The organism is Pseudactinotalea sp. (assembly GCF_048594945.1).
Taxonomy (GTDB): domain Bacteria; phylum Actinomycetota; class Actinomycetes; order Actinomycetales; family Beutenbergiaceae; genus Pseudactinotalea.
This window is the reverse complement of sequence record NZ_JBMDXJ010000510.1, coordinates 1-26,232: the sequence shown is the minus strand read 5'-3', so window position 1 is coordinate 26,232 and position 26,232 is coordinate 1. Positions and strand designations below refer to the sequence as shown.

24 protein-coding genes and 1 pseudogene are annotated in these 26,232 nt (G+C 70.8%); 14 read left to right on the top strand and 11 right to left on the bottom strand.

Features of this window, described 5'->3' with window-relative positions; all coding sequences use genetic code 11:
- The 4 genes and pseudogenes from ACOJSN_RS23095 to ACOJSN_RS23080 all read right to left on the bottom strand — a co-directional run.
- Window positions 1-726 (bottom strand): annotated as a pseudogene (locus tag ACOJSN_RS23095) (MFS transporter); the annotation flags it as partial.
- Complete coding sequence (locus ACOJSN_RS23090) at window positions 723-1,076, bottom strand: UBP-type zinc finger domain-containing protein (RefSeq protein WP_420114831.1); 354 nt, start codon at window positions 1,074-1,076, stop codon at window positions 723-725. The gene ACOJSN_RS23090 and the pseudogene ACOJSN_RS23095, both read right to left, overlap by 4 nt.
- A gap of 163 nt (window positions 1,077-1,239) precedes the next feature.
- Entirely contained in the window at window positions 1,240-2,226 is a 987-nt protein-coding gene (locus ACOJSN_RS23085; protein WP_420114830.1) for a bile acid:sodium symporter, read from the bottom strand.
- Window positions 2,227-2,401: 175 nt separating this feature from the next.
- Complete coding sequence (locus ACOJSN_RS23080) at window positions 2,402-3,769, bottom strand: alpha-glucosidase/alpha-galactosidase (protein WP_420114829.1); 1,368 nt, start codon at window positions 3,767-3,769, stop codon at window positions 2,402-2,404.
- Between the two features lie 81 nt (window positions 3,770-3,850).
- Here ACOJSN_RS23080 and ACOJSN_RS23075 point away from each other — a divergent pair, with 81 nt between their 5' ends.
- Both ACOJSN_RS23075 and ACOJSN_RS23070 read left to right on the top strand, forming a co-directional pair.
- Window positions 3,851-4,669 carry a helix-turn-helix domain-containing protein gene (locus tag ACOJSN_RS23075; RefSeq protein ID WP_420114828.1) on the top strand — a complete coding sequence of 273 codons (819 nt, stop codon included), beginning with the start codon at window positions 3,851-3,853 and terminating at the stop codon, window positions 4,667-4,669.
- Between the two features lie 91 nt (window positions 4,670-4,760).
- Window positions 4,761-5,177, top strand: a complete 417-nt coding sequence (locus ACOJSN_RS23070) for a hypothetical protein (protein ID WP_420114827.1) — start codon at window positions 4,761-4,763, stop codon at window positions 5,175-5,177.
- Here ACOJSN_RS23070 and ACOJSN_RS23065 read toward each other — a convergent pair.
- The gene (locus ACOJSN_RS23065) at window positions 5,157-6,515 is read right to left on the bottom strand and encodes a substrate-binding domain-containing protein (RefSeq protein ID WP_420114826.1); all 1,359 of its coding nucleotides are present in this window, start codon (window positions 6,513-6,515) and stop codon (window positions 5,157-5,159) included. The two genes, ACOJSN_RS23070 and ACOJSN_RS23065, sit on opposite strands and share 21 nt — an antisense overlap.
- Before the next feature lie 94 nt (window positions 6,516-6,609).
- Here ACOJSN_RS23065 and ACOJSN_RS23060 point away from each other — a divergent pair, with 94 nt between their 5' ends.
- The 4 genes from ACOJSN_RS23060 to ACOJSN_RS23045 are packed head-to-tail and all read left to right on the top strand — an operon-like array spanning window position 6,610 to window position 12,133.
- A complete protein-coding gene (locus ACOJSN_RS23060; protein ID WP_420114825.1) occupies window positions 6,610-7,902 on the top strand; it encodes an ABC transporter substrate-binding protein in 1,293 nt (430 codons plus the stop codon).
- Window positions 7,899-8,855, top strand: a complete 957-nt coding sequence (locus ACOJSN_RS23055; protein WP_420114832.1) for a carbohydrate ABC transporter permease — start codon at window positions 7,899-7,901, stop codon at window positions 8,853-8,855. The genes ACOJSN_RS23060 and ACOJSN_RS23055 overlap by 4 nt, the downstream gene beginning before the upstream one ends.
- Window positions 8,855-9,769, top strand: a complete 915-nt coding sequence (locus ACOJSN_RS23050; RefSeq protein WP_420114824.1) for a carbohydrate ABC transporter permease — start codon at window positions 8,855-8,857, stop codon at window positions 9,767-9,769. Before ACOJSN_RS23055 ends, ACOJSN_RS23050 begins: the two co-directional genes overlap by 1 nt.
- Before the next feature lie 42 nt (window positions 9,770-9,811).
- A complete protein-coding gene (locus ACOJSN_RS23045; RefSeq protein WP_420114823.1) occupies window positions 9,812-12,133 on the top strand; it encodes an FAD-dependent oxidoreductase in 2,322 nt (773 codons plus the stop codon).
- A gap of 119 nt (window positions 12,134-12,252) precedes the next feature.
- On the opposite strand, the gene ACOJSN_RS23040 is transcribed toward ACOJSN_RS23045, so the two are convergent.
- Together ACOJSN_RS23040 and ACOJSN_RS23035 are read right to left on the bottom strand one after the other, a co-directional pair.
- Entirely contained in the window at window positions 12,253-12,909 is a 657-nt protein-coding gene (locus ACOJSN_RS23040) for a response regulator (RefSeq protein WP_420114822.1), read from the bottom strand.
- Window positions 12,906-14,030, bottom strand: coding sequence for a sensor histidine kinase (locus ACOJSN_RS23035; RefSeq protein WP_420114821.1), 1,125 nt, complete (start codon window positions 14,028-14,030; stop codon window positions 12,906-12,908). Before ACOJSN_RS23035 ends, ACOJSN_RS23040 begins: the two co-directional genes overlap by 4 nt.
- Before the next feature lie 154 nt (window positions 14,031-14,184).
- Between ACOJSN_RS23035 and ACOJSN_RS23030 the strand changes: the two genes are divergently transcribed.
- From ACOJSN_RS23030 to ACOJSN_RS23010, 5 genes are all read left to right on the top strand, one after another.
- Window positions 14,185-15,132 carry an ABC transporter ATP-binding protein gene (locus ACOJSN_RS23030; protein ID WP_420114820.1) on the top strand — a complete coding sequence of 316 codons (948 nt, stop codon included), beginning with the start codon at window positions 14,185-14,187 and terminating at the stop codon, window positions 15,130-15,132.
- Window positions 15,129-15,917: an ABC transporter permease gene (locus tag ACOJSN_RS23025; protein ID WP_420114819.1), complete on the top strand. Its 789-nt coding sequence runs from the start codon at window positions 15,129-15,131 to the stop codon at window positions 15,915-15,917. The genes ACOJSN_RS23030 and ACOJSN_RS23025 overlap by 4 nt, the downstream gene beginning before the upstream one ends.
- A gap of 112 nt (window positions 15,918-16,029) precedes the next feature.
- Window positions 16,030-16,719 carry a hypothetical protein gene (locus ACOJSN_RS23020; protein ID WP_420114818.1) on the top strand — a complete coding sequence of 230 codons (690 nt, stop codon included), beginning with the start codon at window positions 16,030-16,032 and terminating at the stop codon, window positions 16,717-16,719.
- 82 nt (window positions 16,720-16,801) lie between these two features.
- Window positions 16,802-18,799, top strand: a complete 1,998-nt coding sequence (locus ACOJSN_RS23015) for a sensor histidine kinase (RefSeq protein WP_420114817.1) — start codon at window positions 16,802-16,804, stop codon at window positions 18,797-18,799.
- On the top strand, window positions 18,796-19,458 hold the full coding sequence (locus ACOJSN_RS23010; protein WP_420114816.1) for a response regulator: 663 nt from the start codon (window positions 18,796-18,798) through the stop codon (window positions 19,456-19,458). Before ACOJSN_RS23015 ends, ACOJSN_RS23010 begins: the two co-directional genes overlap by 4 nt.
- A 2-nt stretch (window positions 19,459-19,460) precedes the next feature.
- On the opposite strand, the gene ACOJSN_RS23005 is transcribed toward ACOJSN_RS23010, so the two are convergent.
- From ACOJSN_RS23005 to soxR, 3 genes are all read right to left on the bottom strand, one after another.
- Entirely contained in the window at window positions 19,461-20,684 is a 1,224-nt protein-coding gene (locus tag ACOJSN_RS23005; protein WP_420114815.1) for a glycosyltransferase, read from the bottom strand.
- 1 nt (window position 20,685) lies between these two features.
- Window positions 20,686-21,279, bottom strand: a complete 594-nt coding sequence (locus ACOJSN_RS23000) for a TetR/AcrR family transcriptional regulator (protein WP_420114814.1) — start codon at window positions 21,277-21,279, stop codon at window positions 20,686-20,688.
- Between the two features lie 65 nt (window positions 21,280-21,344).
- Window positions 21,345-21,785: a redox-sensitive transcriptional activator SoxR gene (gene soxR, locus ACOJSN_RS22995; protein WP_420114813.1), complete on the bottom strand. Its 441-nt coding sequence runs from the start codon at window positions 21,783-21,785 to the stop codon at window positions 21,345-21,347.
- Between the two features lie 115 nt (window positions 21,786-21,900).
- Between soxR and ACOJSN_RS22990 the strand changes: the two genes are divergently transcribed.
- The 3 genes from ACOJSN_RS22990 to ACOJSN_RS22980 are packed head-to-tail and all read left to right on the top strand — an operon-like array spanning window position 21,901 to window position 24,460.
- Entirely contained in the window at window positions 21,901-23,340 is a 1,440-nt protein-coding gene (locus ACOJSN_RS22990; RefSeq protein WP_420114812.1) for an MFS transporter, read from the top strand.
- 59 nt (window positions 23,341-23,399) lie between these two features.
- Window positions 23,400-23,756: an ArsR/SmtB family transcription factor gene (locus ACOJSN_RS22985; RefSeq protein ID WP_420114811.1), complete on the top strand. Its 357-nt coding sequence runs from the start codon at window positions 23,400-23,402 to the stop codon at window positions 23,754-23,756.
- A complete protein-coding gene (locus ACOJSN_RS22980) occupies window positions 23,753-24,460 on the top strand; it encodes a cation diffusion facilitator family transporter (protein WP_420114810.1) in 708 nt (235 codons plus the stop codon). Before ACOJSN_RS22985 ends, ACOJSN_RS22980 begins: the two co-directional genes overlap by 4 nt.
- Before the next feature lie 91 nt (window positions 24,461-24,551).
- On the opposite strand, the gene ACOJSN_RS22975 is transcribed toward ACOJSN_RS22980, so the two are convergent.
- On the bottom strand, window positions 24,552-26,232 hold a 1,681-nt coding region (locus tag ACOJSN_RS22975), incomplete at its 5' end, for a hypothetical protein (RefSeq protein WP_420114809.1).

Sequence of the window (26,232 nt, the reverse complement as noted above, 5' to 3'; positions counted from 1 at the left end):
GGGCGGGCCCGCCGCGCGCGCGCGCGCGAGCACGATCGCGCCGATGAGCAGCAAGCGGGTGTCGCGCCACAGCGGCGTGCGCGGCGATGCGGCCGTGGCCAACGGATCGGGCGCGGTTCGACGGCCCGTGTCCGCAGGCACCGGGCGGATCGCGACCACGAGCACCACCACCGCGATCGCTGCAGCGATCAGCAGATGGACCAGGACAGGGAACCTGGCCGCGGTGAGCAGCATCCCGCCGATGCCACCGACCACGGTGCCCAGAGAGAAGAACCCGTGCATCAGCGGCATGGTCGAGCGCCCGAGCAGCCGTTCCACCTCGGCGCCCTCGACGTTGAGCGCGATCTCACCGCCACCCATCCCGAGCCCGAACAGGCCGAGGCCGATGGCGACGACCACGCCGGAACCGGCGCCTGCTCCGATCCCCACCACCGACGTGCCGGCAGCGATCAGCGCCATCCCCACCACGATCAGCCGCCGTGCGCCGAGCTTCCGCAGCAGCGGTCCGGCGCTGAGGATGCCGATCATCGACCCGACCGAGAGGCCGAACAGGATCAACCCCATCTGCGCCGTGGACGCCCCCACCAGATCGCGCACATCAGGCGTGCGCGTGACCCAGGAAGAGATCGTGATGCCCGGGAGGAAGAACAGGGCAGAGAGCGCGTTGCGGCGCGCGAGCGGCGGGGCGAGCACAAGAAGCCTTCGAGGGTTGAGCGAGCAGGTCAGTGATGGATGAGGTCGCGCCAGTCTGCGGGGACACGCCCTGCGGGGCCGGGCGCGGGCTGATCCGCCGGGTGCGCGAGCGGCGGAGCGAGCTCCGGTCCGGACACGTTGGTCCCGGTGCGGAAGTTCCAGAACCAATCCTCGCCCGGCTCGAACGTACGCATCAGCTCGTGCCCGGTCTCTCGAAAGTGAGCGGTCGCGTGCTGCCCCACGGAGGAGTCGCAGCAGCCGATGTGACCGCAGGCGGCACAGCGGCGCAGGTGGACCCACCAGCCCTCTGCCGCCTCGCACTCCGCACAGCCTGTCCCGCTCGGGACTGCCGCTGTGTCGATGAACGGCGCCTCACTGCCCATGACACCTCAGCGTACGCATCGGCGCTGGGGCTGTCACCGCGTCGGCTCCGCACGCAGCCTCGAGCGAGGTCGCCTGACGGCTCAGCCCTCGACCGGGATCCCGGTCAGCCGGAAGCACCCTCGACGCGGCGCGCGGAGGGAGGCGTCGAACGCGGTGCACGGCCTATGCGGTCGCGCGAACGCGTGCCAGCCGGGGCAGCACCCGAATCAGGACGACGAGCGCGACGAGCTCGACCAGCGTCTGCGTCACGACCACGGCCGGTGCCAGTCCCAGTGCCGGAGGCAGCGCGAGCGCCAGCGGCAGCACCACGAGCGAGTTCCGGGTCGCACCGGAGAGGATCAGCGCGCGCCCGCGGGGTGCATCCAGGCGAGCCATACGTGCGGCGAGGGCACCGATCGCCGGCATGACCACGAACCAGCCTGCGTAGATCGGGATCAGCGCAAGGATCATCGACGCCGAACCGACAACCTCGTGGATCTGCGAACCCACCACCACAGCCAGCGTGACCATCATCAACGGGACCATCGCCGTCGTCATCGCGCGGTTGATCTGGCGGGCGGCACGCCGCCGGACCGCGAGCACCTGCGTGAGCGCGGCGGCGCCGAGCGGCAGCACGATCAGCAGCAGCAGTGCGCGTAGGAATGGCCCGCGGTCGAGGTCATCGGTCGCCGCAGGCCCGAGGAAAAGGAGAAAGTAGACCGGCAGCAGTGCCATCTGGGCAAGCATGAGCAGTGGCGCCGCCGCGAGCAGGCGATCCGCTGCCCCGCCCGCGAGCCGCGTGAACACGATGACGTAGTCGATGCACGGCGTCAGCAGCACCAGCAGCACGCCGACCCGGATCGCCGCCTCCCCCGGGACCAGCGGCAGCAGCGCCGCAACCACGAGCGGCACCACCACGAAGTTGAGCACGAGCACCGTGACGAGGAACCGGGAGTCGGTCAGCGACTCCCGCAGTCGCGTGAACGGGACGCCGAGGAACGTCGCGTAGAGCAGCAGCCCGAGTACCGGCTCGATCGCGATCTCGAGCCCGGCCGTGGCTCCACCCGGCAGCACCAGGCCTGCCGCCGCTCCGACGCCGATCGCCCCGAGATAGAGCGGGACCTGCCACCGCTCAGCGGACTGCGCCCAGCGGGGCACGTGCTCAGTCACAGCAGAAGCGTAGGCCGGAGCACGCCGCCCCGCGCCTCGGGGCCCGCCGCGCTGGTTCCCGCCTCAGCCCCATCCCGCCCGCGACTTCGTACCTGCGGCTCGAGTTCGCACCGTCGGGAGTACGAAGTCGCGCCGCGGGTACGAAGTCGAGGGCCGGGCGCGGGGAGGCGGGGCGTCAGCGGCGCTGCAGCTCCGGAGGGAGCAGCGAGGCGTGGGCGGTGAGGAGCTCGTCGGTCATCTTCCGTAGCTGCGGCAGCGTGCACTGCGCCGCCGCGAGCGGGTCGAGCGCGACCGCGTGATGGACGTGCTCGACGTTCCCCTCCAGCGCTGCTCGCACGGCGAGCGTCTGCACGTTGACGTTGGTGCGGTTGAGCGCCGCGAGCTGGGGCGGCAGCTCACCCTGCGCGGTGGGCTGCACGCCGCCGGCATCCACGAGGCACGGCACCTCCACGCACGCGTCGGCAGGAAGGTTGGCGATCAGCGCGCCCGCGTTCGGCACGTTGCCGTAGACCACGCTCGGCACCCCGGTCACCAACGAGTTCACGATGCTCGCGCCGTACTCGACCGAAGGCTTCAACTCACCCTTGAGCTTCTCGAGCTGATCGGTGAGGTCACCCGGCACGTCGTGGGCGGCGCAGATCTCGTAGTAGTCCCACCGCTGCGGGATGTACTCGGTCACCATCTCGGCCGACTTCCGGAAGTACGGCAGGTACTCGGAAGCGTGGTGGCTGGACTCGGTCTGGAAGTACCCGAACTGCTCCATGATCGCGGTGCGGACCTGCTCGTTGCCGCCCTCGTAGGTGCTGGCGTCGTCGGCAGCACCCGAGTGGTCGCCGTCGTCGGCACGGAGCCCGCCGGCTCCGCGGCCCAGCTGGTGCCGCTCCCCCATCACCTCACGCAGCCGCGGGTACAGGTCCTCGCTGCCGCGCCGGAACTCGAGCACCCACGCCTGGTGGTTGATGCCGGCGCATCGGTAGCTGACCTCGTCGTAGGGCACCCCGAGCGTGCGTGCGAGCATCCGCGTGGTCCCCTGCACGCTGTGGCACAGCCCCACGGTGCGCAGCCCGAGCGCATTGAGGTACGCCGTGGCCATCGCCATCGGGTTCGCGTAGTTGATGAAGGTCGCGTCGGGGCACAGCTCGAGCGCATCGGCGGCGATGTCGCGGTAGGCCGGCACCGACCGTAGGAACCTGAACACCCCGCCCGGCCCCACGGTGTCGCCGACCGTCTGGTCGATCCCGTACCGCCGCGGGATCTCGACGTCGTGCCGGTACGCAGCCACCCCACCCACCTGGAAGGTGATGATCACGACGTCGGCACCGTCGAGCGCCTCCCGCCGGTCGGTCGTCGTGACCACACGGGCGGGGAGCCCGTGATGGGCGACGAGATCCCGCGCAGCCGACGCGACGCCGTCGAGCCTGTCGGCGTCGATGTCCATGAGCCGGATCTCGGCATCCTGCAAGGCGGGAAAGCTGATGAGGTCCCCGAACAGGCGGAACGGGAACACGAAGCCGCCGGCTCCGATGATGGCGATCGTTGTCATGTCTCGAATCTATGGACGACGGCGGGATGTCGCCTCCGGTCCCGATCTCACGTTCTCCGGAATCCTTGGTTGGATAGCGGCATGTCCGACGGGGTGATCACCGAACGCTCGGGGCTCTGGACCCGCCGGGGTGATCCACCCGTGATGACGCACCAGCACCGACACGACGACGTCGAGCTCAACGTGGTGCGCACCGGGCACCTGCGATACCTGTTCGGGGGTCTCGAGCGTGCGGTCGAGCCAGGGCAGGTCGCGCTGTTCTGGGGCGGCACACCGCATCAGTTGCTGCGGTCAGGCACGAGCGAGCACGGCGACGTGATGTGGCTGCACATCCCGTTGACCACGGTGCTGTCCTGGGATCTCCCGGCCGACCAGCTCGCCGTGCTGCTGCAGCCCCGGATGGTGGTCGTCGGCGCCGGCGACCTCGAGTACGACGCCGCCACGGCCGCCTCGCGCTGGCACACCGATCTCGAGCGCGGTGACGCGGAGCTGGCGTTCCTCGAGGTGCAGGCGCTGGTGCGGCGAGTGCTGCGCAGCGCGGCCGATCAGGCGGGGTCGTCGTACCTGCCTGACCAGCTCGACGCCGCGGTGACGATGACCCGCCTGATCGCCGAGCGGTTCCGGGATCCTCTGAGCGCCACGGAGGTGGCTGCCGCCAGCCATCTCCATCCCAGTCACGCGATGACCGTGTTCCGCCGCGTGATGGGATGCACGATCGGCACCTACCTCACCCGCTGCCGGGTGGTCGAGGCCCAACGTCTGCTGGTCACCACCAGGATGCCGACGTCGGCTGTCGCCTTTGCTGCCGGGTTCGGCTCCCAGAGCCAGTTCTATGAGCACTTCACCCGCGCCTGCGGCAAGGCTCCGGGGCGATGGCGTCGAGAGGCTCGCACGCCGTAGGCTCGGTGCTGTCCGAGAACGAGGAGGACATCTGCGCCCCGCACCGGAGCGACCCCGATCGCGACGACCCTGGCATATATGGGTCGTCGCCGTGGCGATGTTTCTGCTGTATGTCGGCGGTGCCCGAGACTTCGCCTTGATCGCGCTCGGCGACACCGGCTACATCGAGCGCCAGTTCGGGCACGACGGCGCCGTGTACTTCAGCGACTACCCACCTGTTCTGCGAGTGGTGTGGATGCTCAACGTCGTCGGGGGTCTGACAGCGCCGGTGCTGCTGATCCTGAGGAGTCGCGGGGCATTCCCGACCGCCGTGGTGGCCACGCTGGCGCAAGCGCTCCTGCTCGCGGTGACCTTCGCCGCCCTCGACCGGTGGCGGATGCTCGGCCCCGAGCTCGCCTGGTTCGACATCGGTATCGGCGTCCTGACCGCCGCCTTCGCGGCCTACGTCTGGTGGTGGCGGCGCCGTATCCGTCACGCGCCGCCGCAGTCACCGCAGATCGGCGGGTAGCGCATCCAGTCGCAACGTGGATCCCATGGCCGCCAGGATGCGTTCCAACGAGCCGATGGTCGGGCTGATCGCTCCGGATTCGTAGCGGGCGATCATCGGCTGAGAGGTACCGACGAGATCTGCGAGCGCGCGTTGCGTGAGTCCCGCCCGCTTCCGGGCCTCTCGGATCAGCACACTCGCCTCAGGGCGCTCATGCCAGATCTGATATGGCACAGCAGGGTTGAACAGTGCGGCTGATCCGAGCGTGCTGCTCCGCACGATGAGGTGGTGCGAGACGAGACCGCGCCGAGGCGGTGCCGTGGGCTCGGCGATCCGCGCCGTCAGCAGCTGGAACGCGCGAGCACCGAACTCCGCCATGTTCGGCGCGATCGTGGTCAGCGGGGGCCACGCATACTCGGCCTCGGGTGCGTTGTCCCAGCCCAGCACGGCGACGTCTTCGGGGATGCGGATGCCGAGCGAGGCCAGTGCATGCAGCGCACCGATCGCCACGAGGTCGCTGGCACAGATCAGCGCATCCCAGTGCGTGCCGTCGGCGAACGCCGCACGGGTCCGCGCGAAACCCTCCGAGCGCGAGTACTCGCTGGTCTCCAGCAGGGTGAGGTCGGCCGTGTTGCCGGCTGCCGCGAGCTCGGCACGCACGCCGGCGATCCGCAGAGCCGACGCCTTGCGGTGTGGTCCGATCTCGGCCCCGAGGAAAGCGAATCGCCGGCGCCCGATCGTGAGCATGTGGCGTGCGGCATCGCGCGCGGACGTGACGTTGTCGATGCCGACATGGTCGAGGCCGCCCGGATCGGCCTGCTCGCCGAGGAGCACGATCGGGGTGTCGGTCTGCAGCGCAGCCACGTCGGCACCGGAGAGCCGCGACGGGCTGAACAGCACCCCGTCGGTGAAGCGCACGGAATACCCGCGAGCCGCTGCCGACTCGCGCGTGACCGAGTGCCCCGTCTCGTCGATCAGGACCGTGTAGTCGTCCTCGCGCGCACGCCGCACGACCGCCCTCGCCAGCTCCGCGAAGTAGGGGGTCGCGAGATCGGGGACCGAGACCGCCAGCAGCCCGGTGCGTCCGTGCCGCAGCTGCCGACCAGCCAGGCTCGGGCGATAGCCGAGCTCGGCGATCGCCCGCTCGACCGTGCGCCTGGTCGCGGCGGCCACGTGAGGCCGCCCGTGGATGACGTTCGTGACGGTCTTCCAGGAGACGCCGGCGCGCGCCGCGACGTCCTTGATGCCGACCACGGTGCGCGTGCGGCGACCGGGCTGCCCGGGACCCGCGCCACGGTCTGATATCTCTTCCGGCATAGACGGCACGGTACTGGAGATGCCGAGCCACTGCTCGTTCATCGCGACGCAGTTGACAGCGCCATGTCCGCGCCTGTCAGATACCTCTAACGTTGTAAGTCGCCGGTCATCGAGGTCCGGCCCACCAGGAGGAACGATGAAGTCCGCTCGACGCACAGTCCGCAGAACCGCCGCCACCGCCGCTCTGCTCGCGGGAGCTCTCGCGCTTGCGGCATGCGGCGTCGGTGGCACCGACACCGGTGGCGAGGGCGGGGGCGGCCCCGCCACGGATGACCCGATCCGAGCCGCGTGGTGGGGTGTCGACAACCAGCACCGCACGCTCGAGACCGCGATCGAGGCGTTCACGGCCGCAGGCGGTCCGCAGGTCAGCGTCGAGCCGCAACCGTGGGATGGCTACTGGGACAAGCTCGCCACCCAGGTGGCCGGCCGAGACCTGCCGGACGTGCTCATGCAGGCCGCCAGCCAGTTGCCGACCTATGCCGAGCGTGACTCGCTGCTGGACCTGTCCGACGTCGACCTCGATCTCAGCAGCCTCGACGAGGGGATCCGCGAGTTCGGCGCCGTCGGCGACGCGACCTACGGCGTGGTCGCCGCCACGAACGCCACAGGCTTCGTGACGAACGCGGACATGCTCGATGAGTTGGGCGTCGCCGCGCCCGAGGGCGAGTGGAGCTGGGACGACCTCGCAGGCTTCGCCGAGGACGTGCGCTCGGCGAGCGGCGGTGAGTACTGGGGCGTGCAGGACGGTTCCGGCGACATGATCCTGTTCATCCTCTACGTGCGCGACTCCGGCCGGGAGTTCTACGCCGAGGACGGCACGATCAACGCCACTCCCGACGACCTGCGCTCCTGGTTCCAGATGTGGGCGGACATGCGCGAGGCGGGCTCGGTCCCACCTGCCGACATCACCGCAGAGTCCAGCGGAAACATCCCGGCCAACCCACTCGCGACCGGAACCGCCGCCAGTGGATTCTTCTGGACCCAGGACTACGTGGCCCTGCAGACCATGACCGACAGCGCCCTGGAGATCGCGCTGCCGCCGCACAACGTCACGAACCCGAGCCTGTGGATCAACGCGGCGAGCCTGTGGTCGATCTCCGCCTGGTCGCAGAATCCGCAGGGTGCCGCTGATCTGATCGAGCACCTCGTCAACGACCCCGAGGCCGTCGGCACGCTCGGCGCCTCGCTGGGCATCCCGCCCACCGCGGATGCGCGCACCCAGATCGCGGACTCGGTCACCGACGAGGAACGCCCCGCGGTCGAGTACATGGACGTCGTGGCCGAGAACTCGCGCCCGCTCAACCGCCTCTGGCCCGATGGCTTCGCTGACTCGCGCACCCTGATGGACCAGCTCGCCGAGCAGGTCGCCTTCGGCCAGACCTCGATCGACGACGCCGTGGATGCCTTCTTCGCCGACGCGCAGGGCTGAGCACAGTGACTGGTCCGACGCCCGGGGTCGCGAGCGCTCACCCGCGCACGCGACCCCGGTGGACGGCACGCCGCCGGAAGGAGGCACGCGCCGGGTACCTGTTCCTGCTGCCGTGGTTCGTGGGCCTGGCCGCCCTGGTGATCGGACCGATGGTGACCTCGGCGTACCTGTCCTTCACGGAGTACGACCTGTTCCACGACCCGGTCTGGGTGGGACTGGAGAACTACCGCACGCTCTTCACGGACGACCCTCGCTACCTGCAGTCGCTGCGCGTGACCTTCACGTACGTGTTGGTGTCGGTCCCGCTGCGCCTCGTGGTCGCCCTGGGCCTGGCCGTCCTGATGAACCGGACCCTGCGGGGCATGTCCTTCTATCGGGCCGCCTTGTACCTGCCCTCGCTCCTGGGCGGCAGTGTCGCGATCGCCGTGCTGTGGCGTCAGCTCTTCGGCAGCAGCGGCGCCATCAACCAGCTGCTGGCGCTCGTCGGCATCGACGGCCCCAACTGGATCGCCTCGCCGGACACCAGCCTGGCGACGCTGATCGTGCTCGCGATCTGGCAGTTCGGATCCCCGATGGTGATCTTCCTCGCCGGGCTGCGCCAGATCCCCGGTGAGCTGCTCGAGGCGGCACGCGTGGACGGCGCCGGCACCGTACGTCGTTTCGTCTCGGTGACGCTCCCGCTGCTCACGCCGCTGGTGTTCTTCAACCTGGTGATGCAGACGATCGTCGCGTTCCAGGCCTTCACGCCCTCGTTCATCATCTCCAACGGTACGGGCGGACCCGTCGACTCGACGCTGTTCTACACGCTGTACCTCTACATCAAGGGCTTCGGCGAGTTCGAGATGGGCTACGCCTCCGCGATGGCCTGGGTGCTGGTGGCGATCATCGCGGCCTTCACCGCCGTCAACTTCCTCGGCGCCCGCCGGTGGGTGCACTACTCGGACGAGAGCTGATGACCACCACCGCCACCCGGGCCCCCTCCGCGACCGACCGAGCCACCACGCCCCTGCCGCCGCCTGCCCGCGCTCGCCGCGGCCGCTCCGCTCTGGCGACCACGGCCTGGCACGGCCTGATGCTCCTGCTCTGCCTGGCCACGCTGTACCCGGTGCTCTGGATGGCTCGCAGCTCTGTCGTGCCGGAGAGCGAGATCTTCGCCAGCCCCACGATCGTGCCCACGCACGTGGACCTGGCGAACTTCCCGGCCGGCTGGGCTGCCAACCCACCCGGGTTCGGCGCGTTCCTGGCGAACTCCTTCATCATCTGCGCGGGTGCGGTCGCGGGCAACCTGATCGCGTGCACGCTCGCCGCGTACGCGTTCTCGCGGCTCGACTTCCCGCTGAAGAGGATCTGGTTCGCCGTCATGCTCGGCACCGTCATGCTGCCGGCGCACGTGACCCTGATCCCGCAGTACGCGCTGTTCTCGGCGGCAGGATGGGTCGGCACCTATCTGCCTCTCATCGTGCCGAAGTTCCTCGCCACGGACGCGTTCTTCATCTTCCTGCTGGTCCAGTTCATGCGCGGCATCCCGCGTGAGCTCGATGAAGCCGCCGAGCTCGACGGCGCCGGCCGCTGGCGCATGTTCCGCTCAGTGATGCTTCCGCTCACCGTGCCGGCGTTGGCCACGACAGCGGTCTTCACCTTCATCTGGACCTACGAGGACTTCCTCGGCCCGCTGATCTACCTGAGCGATCTCAACGACTACCCCGTGCCGCTCGGGCTGCGGATGTTCATGAACGCGATGGGGCAGTCCTCGTACGGACAGCTGTTCGCCATGTCGCTGGTCTCGCTGCTGCCCGTCTTCGTGTTCTTCCTGCTGTTCCAACGCAAGCTGATCGCCGGCATCGCCACGACCGGCCTCAAGGGCTGAGCCCGACCGCGCTCAGCGCCCACCACCAACCGAAGGAATCTTGTGCGTACTCGTGTCGAACATGCCCAGGTCGTCGTCTGCGGAGGAGGTCTCGCCGGTGTCAGCGCGGCCGTCGCCGCCGCGCGACTCGGCCTGGAGACGGTCCTGATCCAGGACCGCCCTGTGCTCGGCGGCAACAGCTCCTCAGAGGTGCGCGTGGTCCCTCGCGGCGCCGCCAACTACCACGCGTACGCCCGTGAGACCGGCATCATCGGCGATCTGCTGGAGCGTGAGCGGCTGCTCAACCACGAGGAGATCTTCGAGAACGGCTTCACCAACAGCGTCTGGGACCTGACGCTGTACGACCTGGTGGAACGGACGCCGCACCTGACGCTGCACCTCAACACGATCGTGCGCGACGTGGTGCTCGAGGACGACAAGCGGCTCTCCGCGGTGCGCACCTACACCCCCAGTGCCGAGACCGAGACGCAGATCCACGGCGAGGTGTTCGTGGACTGCACCGGTGACGGCGTGGTGGCGGCGCTCGCCGGCGCGCCCTGGCGCATGGGCACGGAGGGCAGGGCCGAGTTCGACGAGCCGCACGCGCCGCCGGAGGCGTCGGACGACGTCATGGGCAACTCGATCCACATCAAGACCAAGGACGTCGGGCGGCCGGTGGACTTCGAGCTCCCGGACTGGGCAGTCTCCTACGAGGATGCCGCGTTCTTCTACCGGGGAGGTCGCCGCCCGTCCACGCTCAAGGGCGGCTACTGGTGGATCGAGATCGGCGTGCCGTGGCACACGATCGATGACGCCGAGACGATCCGGCACGAGCTCACTCGGCATGCCCTCGGGGTGTGGGACTGGATCAAGAACAAGGATCCGTACTTGAAGGATCGCGCGGCCACGTACGCGCTCGACTGGATCGGCCAGGTGCCGGGCAAGCGCGAGAGCCGCCGCATCATGGGGCAGCACCTGCTGACCGAAGCCGATCTGTTCCGCTCCGAGCCGTTCGAGGACGAGATCGCCTACGGGGGCTGGAACATCGACCTGCACACCCCGGGCGGGCTGCTCGCCGAGACCAGCGAGCCCACGGCTGCCGAGGGTCACGTGTCCACGGCACCCGCCGCGGTGGCGGCCTACGTGGGGCCGTTCGGCGTGCCGTTGCGCTCGCTGGTAGCGCTGGAGGTCCCGAACCTGTTGATGGCGGGTCGCAACGTGTCCGCGACGCACGTCGCGCTCGGGTCGGTGCGGGTCCAGGCCACGACGGCGATCATGGGACAAGCGGCGGGCACCGCGGCCGGGATCGCGGTCCGTGACCACGTCCCCGTGCATGAGGTCGCCACCCGCGCGATCGGGACCGTGCAACAGCAGCTGCTCCGCGACGGGGCGTTCCTCCCCTCGGTGGTCGGTCATGATCCCGACGATCTGGCCAGGGATGCGCGCGTGCGTGCGTCCTCGAGCGCGCTGGGTCACGGGGCGGGACCCCACACGGTGGGCGCGACCGGCGGCCTCGGGAACTACTCCAAGCCGGACGACGCCCTGCACGAGCGCCGCGGTCAGTGGATCGCGGTCGGCATCGGCGCCGACGCACCCGGCCTGCAGCAGGTGTCGGTGTGCCTGAGCAACCCGACGGACAGCGAACGGACCATCGGAGCGCACCTGGTCGCCGTCGACCACATCTGGGACTACCGGATCGACGATCTGCCATCGCTGGCCACGACGCAGCTGGTGGTCCGCCCGGGCGAGCGGACCTGGGTCACCTGGGACGTCGATCTCGACCTCGAGGCGCTGCGTGCTGGGGAGAGCGGCGACGTGCGCTACCTCCGCCTCGACCTCGACGCCGACCCGGAGGTGACCTGGCACCGCGCCGGAACCGTGGTGCCCGGGAGCGTCTCGGCGGTCCGGATCGGCTCGGGGCGGATGCGCCGGTATCTCGACGCCATCACCCTCAGCCACCGGGTCAACCCGGCCCAGCCGGCGTGGCCCGCTTCAGAGGTCCTCACGGGCGTCACTCGCCCGCACCGCTCCACCAACGTGTGGCGGTCCGATCCGGCGCAGCCGTTCGACCAGTGGCTGGAGCTGAGCTGGGACGACGCGCGCACGATCGGTCGCGTCGAGCTCACGTTCGCCGGCAGCGTGCTCCGCGAGTACGACCGGTATCCCCCGGGGTTCCGCGACCCCCAGTGCGTGCGCGACTACTCGATCGAGATCGCCGACGGCGAGGGGTGGCGTCGGGTGCTCACCGTCACCGACAACGCGGCTCGTCGGCGGCAGCACGATCTCAGCGGGCCGGTCACGAGCGACCGGTTGCGGCTGGTCGTGCATGCGACGAACGGCGACCCGGCGGCTGCAGTCGCCGAGATCCGCTGCTACGCGCCCTGACCGGACAGAGCGACGTCACGGACTCTCACCCGCCGAGACCGCGGCCAGGCGTCGAGACCGCGGGGTGCACCACGCGGTCTCGGCGGGGAGCCTCGGTCTCGGCGCCTCGGGGCGGCGGGCTACTGCAGCAGGCCGTGATGCAGGGCGCGGAGCACGGCGCGTGTGCGGTCGCGAGTACCGAGCTTGAGCAGCACAGCGGAGACGTGGTTCTTCACCGTGCCCTCGGCGAGGTGGAGCGCGTGCGCGATCTCTCGATTGGAGTACCCGCCGGCCACGAGGCGAAGGATCTCGACCTCCCGTGAGGTGAGATCGCCGAGCACCACCGGTGCGCCGTCGTCGTCCTCGGACAGCACGGCTCCCTCACGGACCGCACGCAGCACGCGGTCGGTGATGGCGGGCTGCACGAGCGTGCCGCCCTCGGCGAGCGTGCGGATCGCACCGACCAGCGAGTCCAACGTGACGTCCTTGAGCAGGTAGCCGCGCGCTCCGGCGCGGATCGCCGCGAGCACCAGCTCGTCGTCGTCGAAGGTGGTCAGCACCAGCACCGGCACCTCCAGCCGGGCCGAGCGCAGCGCCTCCAGCGCCCAGATCCCGTCGTGGCGCGGCATCCGCAGGTCGAGCAGCACCACGTCAGGTGCGTGCTCGCGGATCGCGGCAAGACCGGTCATGCCGTCGTCGGCCTCGGCGACCACGTCGACGTCGTCGGCCAGCTCGAGCAGACCACGGATGCCTTGCCGCACCAGCGTCTGGTCATCGACCACGACGAGTCGGATCACGCGGCCGGCACCTTCGCCTCGACACGGAAACCATTCTCGCTGGAGAAGGTGGCGTCGCCCCCGAGGTCCGCCACGCGCTCGGTGATGCCGCGCAGGCCGTTCCCGATCTCGAGCCGCGCCGTGCCGCGGCCGTCGTCCCTGGCGGTGAGCACCACGGCTCCGCTCTCCTCGCACGCGACGTCGATCCACAGATGGGCGGCGTGGGCGTGGCGGATCGTGTTGGTGACGATCTCCTGGACGCAGCGCGCCAGTGCGACCGTGCGGACCTCGTCGAGCTCGACGTCATCGGCGACCTGCACGTGGATGCGGGGGGCGGGGATGCCGGTGACGATTCGCTCGAGCATGACGCGCAGGTCGGGCGCGCGGCGGCGCAGCTCACCCACCGTCTGGCGGACGTCAGTGAGCAGGTCGCTCGCCACCGCACGAGCTCGCGCCACGTGCTCGCTCGCCGGGGGCGTGGCCCGATGCGAGGCGATCTCCAGCTCCAGCGCCAGCACGGTCAGCTGGTGTCCCACGGCATCGTGCAGGTCACGGGCGATGCGCAGCCGTTCGTCGGCGCGGGAGGACTCCGCGAGCATCGTGCTCGTGGCGCGCAGCTCGGCATGCGCAGCCGCAAGCTGGGTGCGCATCGTGACCTCGCGGTGGTGCGCCCGCACGGCGAGGTAGGTGCCGATCTGCAGCAGGGTGTAGATCAGCCCGCTCACCACCGCTTGCATCAGCGCTCCGGTGCCGAGCCACGAGGCCACCCCGACCGCCACCGAGTTGGCGGCGATCACCACGGCGGTGAATCGCCATGGCACCACGTACGCGCTCAGCGCCGCCGTGTAGACGACCAGGATCGGCAACCAGCCGGCACCGGTCGCGGTCACCACGATCACGATCCCGAGCACCACCTGCGCGGCAAAGGCAACCCGAGCCAGGCGCTCCCGCTCGATGCCCATGAACCACTGCGCGGCCACCAGCGTGATCATGAAGCCGCCGTACGAGGTCCACCACACGCCCACGGGGACGCTCGTGAAGGTCCCGCCCTGAACCTGGAACAGCAGGAACACCACACCCACGGCGAGGCAGACCAGCAGCCCGAAGGCTCCGGCCCACAGGTCCGGGTCGCGCCTGTCCACGACTCGAGCGTACGGGTCGCGACGCACGCCCGCCTGTGCCGGAAGTCACGGCAGCACGTCGTGACCTCCGGCACGCGCGCCCGCACCCGGCCGGCTCCTAGCGTCGACACGACGCCCCGCACCACGTGGCAGGGCACGAACGAGGGAGACCCGCATGACCGCCGTCGAGGCCCGCGACCTACGCAAGCGCTATGGCAACCGCACTGCCGTGGATGGCGTGAGCCTCACGGTCGAGGAAGGCGCGGTGGTCGGGATCCTCGGCCGCAACGGTGCCGGCAAGACCACCACCGTGGAGATGATCGCCGGGCTGCGCCGACCCGACGCCGGCAGCGTTGAGATCCTCGGGCTCGACCCGTGGCGGGACCGCCGGCGAGTCCGCCAGCTGCTCGGGGTGCAGCTGCAGGAGAGCGAGCTGCATGCAGCCCTCACCGTGACCGAGCTGGTGCGGCTGTACCGGACCTTCTACGCCCGCCCGGCGAACGAGCGCGAGCTCATCGACTCGGTGGGCCTCACCGAGCACCGCGACGTACGCTTCGAGAAGCTGTCGGGCGGACAGAAGCAGCGACTCTCGATCGCACTCGCGCTCGTCGGCCAGCCGCGCGTCGTCATCCTCGACGAACTGACCACGGGGTTGGATCCCGAGGCTCGACGCCACATCTGGGCGATCGTCGAGGGACTGCGCGACGGCGGTGTCACCGTGCTGCTGGTCAGTCACCTCATGGAGGAGGTGGAGCGGTTGTGCGACCGAGTCGCGCTGCTCGACGCCGGTCGGGTGGTCGCCCAGGACAGCCCAGCCGGGCTCGTGTCGGCCGCCGGGCTGGGTCAGCGGGTCCGTTTCCGGGTCCCGGACGGCGGACCGTTCGAGGCAGCCACGCTCGAGGCGTTGCCCGAGGTGACGCAGGTGGAGGTGCGCGGTGATCGCGTCACCGCCACCGGCGAGGGCGACCTGCTCGTCGCGGTGAGCACGGCGCTGGTCCGTGACGGCGTGGTCGCGACCGACACCCGGCTCGAGCAGCCCACGCTCGACGACGCCTTCCTCGCCCTCACCGGGCACAGCCTCGGAACCGATACCGACCACGATCTCGAAGGAGCGACGCGATGACCACCGCCGCCGTCAAGAACACCGTGCCCGACTTCCGCCCGGGCCTGCGTGCCTGGACCGCGCTGGTGGCGGCCGAGGCCAAGATGGTTGCGCGCGACACCGCCGGCCTGGTCGTGCCGATCGCGCTGCCGATGCTGTTCCTCGTGATGAACGGGCTGGGCAGCAGCACCGATCCACTGCCCGGGCTCGGCGGCCTGTCCGCGTTCGACGTCTATGTGCTGCCGCTGATCCTCGTGATCGGTGTGGCCACGATCGGCGTGGTCAACATGCCGAGCTTCCTCTCCTACTACCGCAAGACCGGGGTGCTGCGGCGGCTGGGCGTCACACCGGCCTCCCCCGTCATGATCCTGGTCGCGCAGCTGGTGGTCAGCGTGCTGCAGACGGCGCTCGGCGTGCTGTTGGCCCTCGGGGTGGCGATCCTCGGGTTCGGTGCGAACATGCCGAGCAGGCCTGGCCTGGCGATCGCGGTCTTTGCACTGGCCGCTGCGGCGATGTACGCCGTCGGGGTGCTGGTCGCGTCGATCGCGCCGTCGCCCAACGCCGCCGTGGCGATCGGGCTCGGCACGTTCTTCGTGCTCGGCGCGGTCGGCGGCATGTTCGGCCCGACGTCGAACCTGCCCGACGCCGTCGCCCGGGTGGGTGAGCTGCTTCCGATCGGCGCCGCTGTCGCCGCGCTCGGCACCACCTGGCTGGGCGAGGTGCCCGAGGCCCGGCATCTGCTGGCACTGGTGGCGGCGATCGTGGTGTCCGGGTTGCTCTCGGCTCGACTGTTCCGCTGGGAGTGAGGCACTCCGCCCGGACAGTCGGGCACGGAGCCCTGGTGCCCGGGACGCTGCCCGGCAGAGCGTAGGCCTCGGCCGCCCGCCGACCGTCGGCGGGCACGAACCGAGGAGTGCCATGTCCACGCACGTGACCGAACCGATCCCCGTCGCACAGGCAACCACCGCGCCACGTCCCGCACGGGCGTGGGCCTGGAGCGGCGTCGCCGCCGGGTTGCTCGGGATCGCGACCATCCAGGCCTCGATGGCGGCGTCGATCGACTGGGAAGCCACCGCAGGCGACGCCGAGAAGATACTCGCCGAGGCCGCCACCAAGCAGGGCGCCTATCTGCTGTTCCATGTGCTCGCTGTGCTCACGATGCTGGTGCTGCCGGTGTTCGCCGCCGGCCTCAAGCGCAGGCTCGACCAGCAAGGCCCCGCCGGCGCGCTGCACGGCCAGGTCGCGCTGGGCGGGCTGCTGCTCACCGCAGCCGCGCTGCTGGTGGGCAGCGGTCTCGACACCCAGTTCGCCCTGGGGTTCTCCGACCCGAGCGCCTACGTTCCGGAGTCGGCGGCGTTCTACACCGATTGGGTCGCCACGATCCCGTGGCTGTGGGTCGGTGCCGGGCTGTCGGCGATCGCCGTCTCGCTCGCAGCGCTGCGGCACGGCGCCGCACCTCGATGGGTCGGCGTGGTCTCACTGGTGCTCGGCACGCTGACCGTGATCGCGGGCGTCTCGCCGTTCCAGTACATGGCCGGATTCATCGGGCCGATCTGGGTCCTGATCGCGTCGCTCGGGTTCGCTCTCGGGGACCGGCAGCGGGGGTGAGGGCGGAGGCAGCAGGAGCACCTCCGCGGTCCCTGCCGCGGGGGTGTTCCCTCACCCCGCCGGCTACCCCTATCTTCAGCGCATGACGACGATGCCGCGCTACCCCGGGCGGCCTCGCGCCGCCCTCGTGGTGGCCGTCGCGGCTGCGCTGCCCGCCGTCGCCGGTGCGCTGCTGCAGCTCGCCAGCCGCACGCCGGTGTCACCGGACGTGCTGTTCCTCGTGGTCGATGTCATGGTGGGGCTCGTGTACGGCGCCGTCGCCGCCGTGATCCTGCTCCGCCGCAGCCACCCGGTCGCCTGGCTGGTAGCGATCGCCGCGATCGGTGGCGGGCTCGCAGCGCTCGGCGGCGGCTGGGCCTCGTTCACGCTCAGCCATCCAGGTGCGCCCGGAGGCGCTGCCGCGATCGGTCTGTTCGGGTCGGCCTGGGTGCCCGGCACGCTCGCCCTGTTCCTCGTGGTGCCCTGGCTGGTGCGCGAGAGGCCGCTGGACCCGACAGCCCGACTGGGCACCGCCGTCGGGATCCTCACCACGATGGCCCTGACCACGCAGCGGCTGCTCGCACCCGAGGCCGACAACAGCGGGCTGCTGCTGGCCGTGGTCGTCGTGGGCCTCGGAACCGCGGCGGCGGTGTTCTGGCGGCACCGCCGGGGTCCCGCTGCCGAGCGCGCCGGCCTGGGGCTGCTCGCTGCGGGCACCGCGCTGATGGCGGTGTCCTTCCTCCCGCTGCTGCTCGTGCCGTACACCGACGCCGGCGTGGTCCTGCTGGTCCCGATCTCCCACCTGGCCTGCCAGGCGCTGTTCCCGGGTGCGCTGCTGGTGACGATGCTCCGCAATCGCCTGTGGGGTATCGACCTCGCGGTGAGCCGCGCGGTCCTCGCCGGGATGCTGACGCTCGGTCTTGTCATGGTCTACGCCGCACTCGTGTGGGTCGCGACCAGTCTCGTCGGCAGCTCGACACTCGCGCAGGTGGTCGCGGCGGTCGGGGTGGTGCTCGCTGTGCAACCCGTCCGACGGCGTCTGGAGACCCGTGTGCATCGTCTCGTCTACGGCGAGGCGACCTCGGCGGGGCGCGCAGCACTACGGGTCGGGGCCTCCTTGACGAGCAGTGAGCACGTGGAGCTGCTGCACCAGCTCGCCACGGCGGTGGGCGAGGCGCTGCGCCTGGAGTCGGTCACCCTCACCGTCTCCGGCGAGAACGCGATCGGGAGGTGGGGAACGCCGTCGAGCACGCCGATCCTGCGCGAGGTCCGGCAGGGCGACGACCCCGCCGGCCCCGTGCTCGGCGTACTCACGGTGACGCCGCCTCCGGGCGAGCTGCTCGACCGGCGCACGCTGGACGCGCTGGAGTCGCTGCGGCCGGTCCTGGCGGTCGGGCTCGGACTGGTGCGGGCGACCGCCGAGGTGGTGCGGGCGCGTGATGCCGCCACGCACGCGCGGCTGGCTGAGCGGCGGCTGATCCGGCGTGAGCTCCATGACGGCATCGGGCCCTGGCTCTCCGGGCTGCGGCTCGGGCTGCAGGGTGCGCGCAACGCGCTCCGCACCGATCCGGAAGGGGCTGATGCCGTGCTCGCGGCATTGCAGCATGAGGTGGCGCAGCGTGTGCAGGACGTGCGGCTGCTTTCGCGCAGCCTGCTCCCGCCGGTGCTCGAGGAGCGCGGCCTGGCCGCGGCACTCACCGAGCTGGTGAGCCGACACGCGGAGCTGGGCTTCGCCGTCGAGGTCCGAGGGCTGCCGGTCCGCGACCCGGACGCGCTGCGCGGTCTGGACCCGCGCGTGGCCGCTGCCGCCTACGCCGTGGTCTCGGAGTCGGTGCTCAACGCCTCCCGGCATGCGGGCGTGCCCGGCTGCCTGGTGAAGGTTGAGTTCTCGGAGGCCGACGGCGGTCGCGGCCTGCTCCTGGTGCATTGCGAGGACGAGGGCGTGGGTCGCGCGGTCGAGGCCGCCGACGGCGTCGGCACTCGGTCGATGCGTGAGCGCGCGCAGGAGCTGGGCGGCGACCTCGATATCGGGCCCGGCGCCGGCGGAGGCACGGTGGTACGTGCGACGCTGCCCGTCGAGCCAGGGGTGGTGCCGGTATGAACGCGGCGGTGCGGGTGACGCTCGTCGATGATCACCCGGTCTTCCGGATCGGGATGGCGGCGCTCCTGGACTCGCTCGACGGCGTCACCGTGGTCGGGCAGGCAGCGGGTGCGGCGGCCGCGAGGGAGCTGTTCTCCGGGCGGCACGAGACCGACGTCGTGCTGATGGATCTCGACCTCGGGGACGGCTCGGGCATCGACCTCACGCGCGACCTGGTCGGCTCCCGGCCCGAGCTTCGTGTGCTGGTGGTCACGATGCACGAGGACGATGACGCGGTCGTCGCCGCCGTACGCGCGGGAGCGCGTGGATTCCTGGTGAAGTCCGCCCCGCCGGACGCCGTCGAGCGCGCCGTGCGAGCTGTGGCAGCGGGCGAGATGATCCTCTCCCCCGCGGTCGCCGAGCGCGCGATGTCGTATGTGCTCGGCGGCCAGCGAGCCGCACGACTGCCGTTCCCGCAGCTGACGGCGCGCGAGCGCGAGGTGCTCGACCTCGTGGCGCACGGGCTGGACAACACCACGATCGCGCGGCGCCTCACGCTCAGTCCCAAGACCGTGCGGAACACCGTGGCGACCGTGCTGGCCAAGCTGTCGCTGCGCGATCGCGCCGCCGCCATCGTCCATGCCCGGGAGGCGGGCCTGGGGGGCGGCGCGCGGAGCTGACGCTATCCGACCACCCGCGAGATCACCTGCGCGCTCGCGCGGGCTCCGTCCTCGTGGCAGCAGATGTCGCGGACACGTTCGGCGGCGAGGCGGAACGATGGTTCGGCGAGCAGTCGAGACACGGCATCGCTGAGCGCTGTGGTTCCGGCTCGGCCAGGGGCAAGCGCGAGGGCATTGCCCTGCCGCACACAGACGTCCACGTTCCACACCTGCTCGGGCTGCAGCCCCATGCCGACGAACGGAACACCGGTCGCGCAGGCCGTCTGCACCGTGCCTTGACCGCCGTGCAGCACCGCGGCATCGACGAGCCCGGCGAGCTGGTGGGCCGGCACCAGGTCGGTCACGTGGACGTTGGCCGGAAGGACGTCGGAGGCGTCGACGTAGTGCCGGATCGGGGCGATCACGTTGACCGGCATCGAGCCGAGGCGGCGGGCAGCAGCGAGCGCGACGTCGCGGCTGGCCGAGGAGCCGAGCCCCAGATAGACCAGCGGCTCCGGCCGGGCCGCCAGCTCACTGACGATCGTGGGCATCGGTGCGTCGAGGCGCGCGAAGATCGGTCCGACGCGTTCGTAGCCCGGCGGCAGCGTGTACCCCTCGAGCTCCGCCGGCATCACGGTGAGCAGGTTGTGGTCGGCCTCGAGCAGGGACACGACCGTGCGGAGCGGTGGCACCCCGTGCTCCTGCGCCACGCGCCGGAACGACCGTGGCGCGAGCGGTGCTCTGTTGTACGCCCAGCGCACCATGCTGGTCGCCATCGTGTCGATCGTGCGGGCGCGCACGCTCGCTCCCTTCACCAGTCCGAGCCGGCGCGCCTGTGCGACATGGGGCTGCGTCAGCGCGAACGGCACCGGGTACAGCAGCGGGACCTTCTCTGCACGGGCCGAGATCATCGAGGTGGGGTTGGTCCCGATCACGACGGCGGCCGCACCGGTCTCGCGGATGAAGGCTCGTTCTGCCTTCACTCGCTCGGCGACTAGCTCGTACGTGAAGGGTGTGCGCAGCGTCTTGCCCTGGTCGAAGCGAAGCACCTGGTCGCGCTCCGCGGGTGTGAAGGCCGGCTCGGCGGCGTGGTAGCTGAAGCCTGCCTCGGTGATGAGGTCGGCGAAGTCGGCCTCGTAGCCCATGAAGGTGGCGCTGTGCTCGGGGTCGAGTGCGCGCGCGACCTCGATCATGCGCGTCACCTCGGCGAGGTTGAACGTGATGGGACAGAAAGCGATGGTCGCCACGTCAGGCGGCCTCCAGACTGGTGTGGAGCATGGTCAGTGCGATGCGGGCGGCGGCTTCGGATCCTGCAGGATCGGTGAGCACCCAGGCGTCGACGGCCACGAGCGTGGCCACAGCGATCTCAGCGAGCAGGCCGGCAGGGAGGTCGCTGCGGACCACGCCGAGATGCTGGCCCCGTTCGAGGTAGTCGCGCACGCGGGCGAGAGCGCCCGCGCGGAGTCTCGCGAGTGCCTCGACGCCGTCGGGTCCGTGCACGAGGGACGCGAACTCGAGCAGTTCCGGGTGCTGCTCACCTACCTGCGTGAGGTCGTCGATGGCTGCTGCTGCCGCTGCCCAGAACGTGGCGGTGGAGAGCGTGGCGGAGTCGAGTCGCCGCAGTGCGTCCTCGACCGCCCCGGAGAGCGCCTCGAGCAGATCGTCGAGCAGCGCCTGCTTCCCGCCGATGTGGTGGTAGAGCGAGCTCTTGGCGATGCCCGCGCTCGCGACGATGCGGTTCAGCGAGGCGCCATCGAACCCGAGCGCGGCGAACTCCCGCGCCGCCGCCATGCGCAGGCGCGAGGCAGTGACGGGGTCGAGTGGTGTTGCTGGGCGAGGCACATCACCACCCTACGGGTTCCTGTACCGATTTGGTACAAGAATTCTTGTCGACCCGCTCGGCGCGGTCAGATGCGCCGCGGGCCGGGACCCTCGTCGGCCAGTGCATCCTCGGGATTGAGCAGCCCACACGCCTTCAGTGAGAGACAGCCGCAGCCGATGCACCCGGTCAGCTCGCGCTGCAGGTGATCGAGCTGCGTCCTGCGGGCCTCGAGCTCGGCGCGCCAGAGCTGGGCCACACGGCGCCAGTCTCGCTGCGAGGGGGGATGGTCCACGGGCAGGCTGGTGAACACCTCCTGCACGTCGCTCAGCGGGATGCCGAGCCGCTTGGCGACCACGATCAACGAGATCCGGCGCAACATGTGCCGTGGGTATCGGCGCTGGTTGCCGGCGCTGCGGGTCGCGGCGATGAGGCCGAGCTCCTCGTAGAAGTGCAGCGCCGAGGGCGCCACGCCGGTGCGGCGCGACACTTCTCCGATGCCGAGCAGGTCATCGGGCTCCAGCGACATCCTCACCTCCGGGTTGACCTCAAGATTACTTGAGGTCTTAGCGTGCCGTGCAGCGCCCGAGCCGGCGCCCCGGCGCTGCTGCGCCTGGCAGACCGAATACCGACGCAGAGGAACGATGCAGATGGAGCGCACCGCGCAAGGAACCGCGATCCCCGGGACATGGCGCGAGCTGCTCGGAGGTGAGTACGGGCCGATCGCGGCAGTCCTGGCAGGAGGCGTGCTCGTCGAGGCGAGCAACGTCTACCTGACCACGAGCCTGTTGCCCACGATCGTCGGCGAGATCGGCGGCGGCGACTTCTACGCCTGGACGATGATGACCTTCCTGCTGGCCTCGGTGGTCAGTGCGATGCTCGTCAGCAGGATCCTCGTCCAACAGGGTGCGGTGCGCGCCTACCTGTTGGCCCTGGGGCTGTTCGCCCTGGGCTCGCTCCTGTGCGCCGCCAGTCCATGGATGTCCGCACTGCTGATCGGCCGCACCGTGCAGGGCCTGGGCGGCGGGCTGCTCGCCGGCCTCGGATACGCCCTGATCCAGCAGGCGCTGCCGCAGCGACTGTGGGCGCGCGCCGCCGCGCTGGTCTCGGCGATGTGGGGCGTCGGCAACATCGTGGGGCCGCTCGTCGGAGGCGCAGCCGCACAGCTGCACGCCTGGCGTGCCACGTTCGTCGGGCTGGCGATCGTGTGCGGTCTGATCGGACTCGTGGTGATCCGCTCGATGCCGGCGACCGAGCGTGGGGTCTCGCGCGAGGCGGCGCCCTGGACGTCGCTGCTGCTTCTCGCGAGCGGTGTCGCCGCGGTCGGCATCGCCAGCGTCGTCCCCAGCGGAGTGGCCACAGCGCTCGCGCTGGTGACGGGCGTCGCTCTCGGCGTGCTGTTCCTCCGTCACGAACGCCACGGCCGGCGCGGGATCCTGCCCCGCGTCACGTTCGCTCGCACCTCGTCGTTGCGCTGGGTCTACCTGACGGTGGCCGTGATGGCGTTCGGCATCGGAACCGAGGCATTCATCCCGCTCTTCGGCCAGGAGATCGGCGGCCTGATGCCCTTCACGGCCGGTCTCATGGGAGCTGCGCTGTCGCTGGGGTGGTCCCTCACCCAGGTCGTCACGGCCAATGCCACCGGCGACGTCGCCAGGCGCCGGCTGATTCTCGCGGCCCCGCTGCTGCTCGGTGGCGGTCTCGCGGCGTACGGGATGCTGCAGCACCAGGGGCCGTCGACGCTCGTGATCGTCCTGTGGTTCTTCACGCTCTTCGCCGCGGGCGCCGGCATCGGCTTGGGCTTCCCGCACCTGACCGTCGCAGCGCTCGGGAGCGCCGGGGGTGGCGAGGAGGGTGCGAAGGCCGCCGCCGCCGTGAACACGGTCTTCCTGATCGCGAGCGCCTCCAGCGCCGCACTCGCAGGAGTGCTGGTGAACCTCGCCGCACCCGACCTCGTCCGCTCGGCCCAGCTGCTGATGCTTGCCTTCGCCGCCGTCTGCGTCGCCGGGGTGCTCGTGGCCAGCCGGGCCGGCGCGGGTATCAGCCACCGCGTCGACGAGCCCGAGCTCGGCGAAGCCGCCTGAGCCAAGCCGCTGCCCCTTCCACGGGGAAGACCGTACAGACTTCGCTGTACTGTTCAGCAATGGCTGAACTAACGACCGCTCCCGAGCCGCGGGTGACACTCACCCACACCGCCGCACTCGCACGACTCGGGTACGCGCTCTCCGATGAGACGCGCACGCGCGTGCTGCTCGCGCTCCGTGAGGCGCCGGCCTGCCCCAGCGACCTCGCCGACGCACTCGGGGTATCCCGGCAGGTGATGTCGAACCAGCTCGCGTGCCTGCGCGGCTGTGGCCTGGTCGAGGCCATGCCCGAGGGTCGGCGCACCTGGTACCGGCTCGCCGATCCCCACCTCGCACCCGCGCTCACCGAACTGGTGCAGCTCGTGGTCGCGGTCGACCCGGGATGCTGCTCGAGCCAGGGGTGCACCTGCTCATGACCGCCCTCCCCCTGCGCGTCGGCCCGACGGCGGAGCGTCGGGCCGTGCTCGTGCGTCGCGTGCGCTGGATCGTCGCCGCCACGATCACGTACAACGTGATCGAGGCCGTCGTCGCGATCACTGCAGGTCGGATCGCATCCTCGGGCGCGCTGGTCGCCTTCGGGCTCGACTCGGTGGTGGAGGTGGCCTCCGCTGCCGCGGTGGCGTGGCAGTTCGCGGCCACCGACCACGAACGCCGGGAGCGGATCGCGATGCGCGTCATCGCGGTCTCGTTCTTCGGGCTGGCAGCGTTCGTGGCCGTGGACTCGGTCCGCGCACTACTAGGTGCCCACGAATCCGACCACTCTCCGGTGGGAATCGCGCTCGCCGCGATCAGTCTCGCCGTGATGCCGTTCTTGTCCTGGTTCGAGCGCCGCACCGGCCGCGAGCTCGGATCCGCGAGCGCCGTGGCCGACTCCAAGCAGACGCTGCTGTGCACCTACCTGTCGGCGGTCCTGCTCGTCGGTCTGCTGCTCAACTCGACGCTCGGCTGGTCCTGGGCGGACCCGATCGCCGCACTGGTGATCGCCGGCGTGGCGGTCAAGGAAGGCGTGGCGGCCTGGCGAGGCGACGCGTGCTGCACGCCTGCCCTCAACGCCACCGATGCTGCACCGTGCGATGACGGATGCTGCGCACCCGCTGCGGTGGTGCGGAACACGCCCTGATGGATGGTTCTGCTACGCCATCGCGTACCCAGCGGTGCGGGCCTCGCCCTCATGGCCACTTTGCTACGCCAGCCGCAGGGCGACAGGTCGGTCAGCGTGATGTCGGGGGGCGCTGCGGGTCTTCGCCCGCTGGCACGATCTCGAACCCGACCATAGCGAGCAATCGACTCATCAGCCGCACGGGCCCGCGGTCGTACTCCTGCACCCCATCAGCCAGGCCCTCCCAGGTGAGGTTGAAGGTGTGCCTGGCGCGCCCGTTGCGGAGCTGGAAGTGCACCCACCGGCGGTGCTCCATCTCGGCCAACAGCTCCACCTCCTCCTCGGAGAAGGCGTACGGCCGGGGGTCTGACGCCCGGCGCCAGGTCAGCCCGAGCGCCGCGAGCTTGACCGGGATGTCGACCACCTGCGCGATGCTCGAGCGCTGATCGGTCTCCGACAGCTCCACCCACGTGAGGTCGGCATTGCCGGAAGCGGTCGCGTTGCCCGTGCTCGCGGCGGTGCGGACGTAGTCGTTGTGCACCTCGAGCGCGAGCTCGCGCACGCTCTCGTCGGTCAATGGGGCGAGCCCACCGCCGCGGCGCACCGGCACCAGGCCGGCACGTGCCGCCAGCACAGGGAGCCTCGCCGCCAGCTCGAGGCGGCGCAGTCGCGCCTCGTCCGCCCGACGGCGCAGCGACACCGTGCCTGCGTCGTCGCCCTGATCACCGGGGACCTCGAGCGACGTCTCCGGCAGCTCGCGAGCCAGCGCCGTCTCGATCGCGGCCAGCTCGCCCGGGTCCAGCATGAGCGTGGGGACCTCAGCGGGATATCCGGCGTCGAGCTCGACGTCCGCGGGTGCGAAGACCTGCTCGACGTGCGCAGCCACCGCCCGGATCGTGCGCTGGATCGAAGCCGACTGATCGGCGAGCTGGGCGCCGTCGGGGCCTCGTCGCACCTCGCCCAGTGCGCCGGGCACATCGGCGGGCCAGCGGCCGGCATCGGCCACCAGCTCGCCCGCGAGCAGCTCGACGACCGACAGCCGAATCGTGTCCGGATCGGTCAGCAATCGTTGCGACGAGACCAGGCGCAGCCCGTGGTCCTGGCCGAGGGTGCCGCTCCAGGTGTCGGCATCGTCGACGATCGCCGTGACCTCCACCTCAGGCACCCGGCGGGCGATCGCGGCGGCGATCGGGACCGTGCGGGAGGTATCCGGGTAGGCGACGTACACGCGCGCACCGCTGTGGGTGAAGCGTGGATCGGCTACGGGGAGGCCACGCAGCAGCGAGCGGATGCGGCGAGGGGCAAGCGCCACGCTCGCCTCCATCGGAAGCCACTCGAAGTCGGCTCGCTCCTCGATGCCGATCCCGGCATCGATCACCCAGTCCTCGCGCGCACCGAGGCAGTGCACCCGAAGCCGCTCTCCGGGCTGCTGCCAGCCGGTCACGATGCGACGTGCGACCTCGGCGGCGTAGGGACCGTCGCCGAGCACGATCGGTGGCGGCACCATCGCGTCGTCGAGGAAGGGCGGCGCGGTGCGCAGCGCGGCGATCGCCGTGCGGGCCGGCCGACAGACCACGTCCTCGGGCGCGAAGCTCGCCCAGTGCCCGGCGAGGTTGCGGTCGCTCACCATCACGGTCGAGGGGAACTGCGCGTCGACCTGCAACCCGCGGAGCCGGTGCGCGAGCTCGGCGGTCTCCTGATCGGTGGCGCCGACCACGAGCACCTGCGCCGCGTGGTCGACCACCTGGCGCAGCGACTCGTCCGGGAGCGGCGGCAGCCGCAGCACCCCGGAC

What these genes read in the sequence shown, in the direction of transcription:
- ACOJSN_RS23065 (WP_420114826.1), bottom strand. Translation starts at nt 6,515, where the DNA reads ATGAACGAGCAGTGGCTCGGCATCTCCAGTACCGTGCCGTCTATGCCG.
- ACOJSN_RS23010 (WP_420114816.1), top strand. Translation starts at nt 18,796, where the DNA reads ATGAACGCGGCGGTGCGGGTGACGCTCGTCGATGATCACCCGGTCTTC.
- ACOJSN_RS23030 (WP_420114820.1), top strand. Translation starts at nt 14,185, where the DNA reads ATGACCGCCGTCGAGGCCCGCGACCTACGCAAGCGCTATGGCAACCGC.
- ACOJSN_RS23075 (WP_420114828.1), top strand. Translation starts at nt 3,851, where the DNA reads ATGTCCGACGGGGTGATCACCGAACGCTCGGGGCTCTGGACCCGCCGG.
- ACOJSN_RS23025 (WP_420114819.1), top strand. Translation starts at nt 15,129, where the DNA reads ATGACCACCGCCGCCGTCAAGAACACCGTGCCCGACTTCCGCCCGGGC.
- ACOJSN_RS23050 (WP_420114824.1), top strand. Translation starts at nt 8,855, where the DNA reads ATGACCACCACCGCCACCCGGGCCCCCTCCGCGACCGACCGAGCCACC.
- ACOJSN_RS23020 (WP_420114818.1), top strand. Translation starts at nt 16,030, where the DNA reads ATGTCCACGCACGTGACCGAACCGATCCCCGTCGCACAGGCAACCACC.
- ACOJSN_RS22985 (WP_420114811.1), top strand. Translation starts at nt 23,400, where the DNA reads ATGGCTGAACTAACGACCGCTCCCGAGCCGCGGGTGACACTCACCCAC.
- ACOJSN_RS23015 (WP_420114817.1), top strand. Translation starts at nt 16,802, where the DNA reads ATGACGACGATGCCGCGCTACCCCGGGCGGCCTCGCGCCGCCCTCGTG.
- ACOJSN_RS22980 (WP_420114810.1), top strand. Translation starts at nt 23,753, where the DNA reads ATGACCGCCCTCCCCCTGCGCGTCGGCCCGACGGCGGAGCGTCGGGCC.
- ACOJSN_RS23080 (WP_420114829.1), bottom strand. Translation starts at nt 3,769, where the DNA reads ATGACAACGATCGCCATCATCGGAGCCGGCGGCTTCGTGTTCCCGTTC.
- ACOJSN_RS22990 (WP_420114812.1), top strand. Translation starts at nt 21,901, where the DNA reads ATGCAGATGGAGCGCACCGCGCAAGGAACCGCGATCCCCGGGACATGG.
- ACOJSN_RS23090 (WP_420114831.1), bottom strand. Translation starts at nt 1,076, where the DNA reads ATGGGCAGTGAGGCGCCGTTCATCGACACAGCGGCAGTCCCGAGCGGG.
- soxR (WP_420114813.1), bottom strand. Translation starts at nt 21,785, where the DNA reads ATGTCGCTGGAGCCCGATGACCTGCTCGGCATCGGAGAAGTGTCGCGC.
- ACOJSN_RS23060 (WP_420114825.1), top strand. Translation starts at nt 6,610, where the DNA reads ATGAAGTCCGCTCGACGCACAGTCCGCAGAACCGCCGCCACCGCCGCT.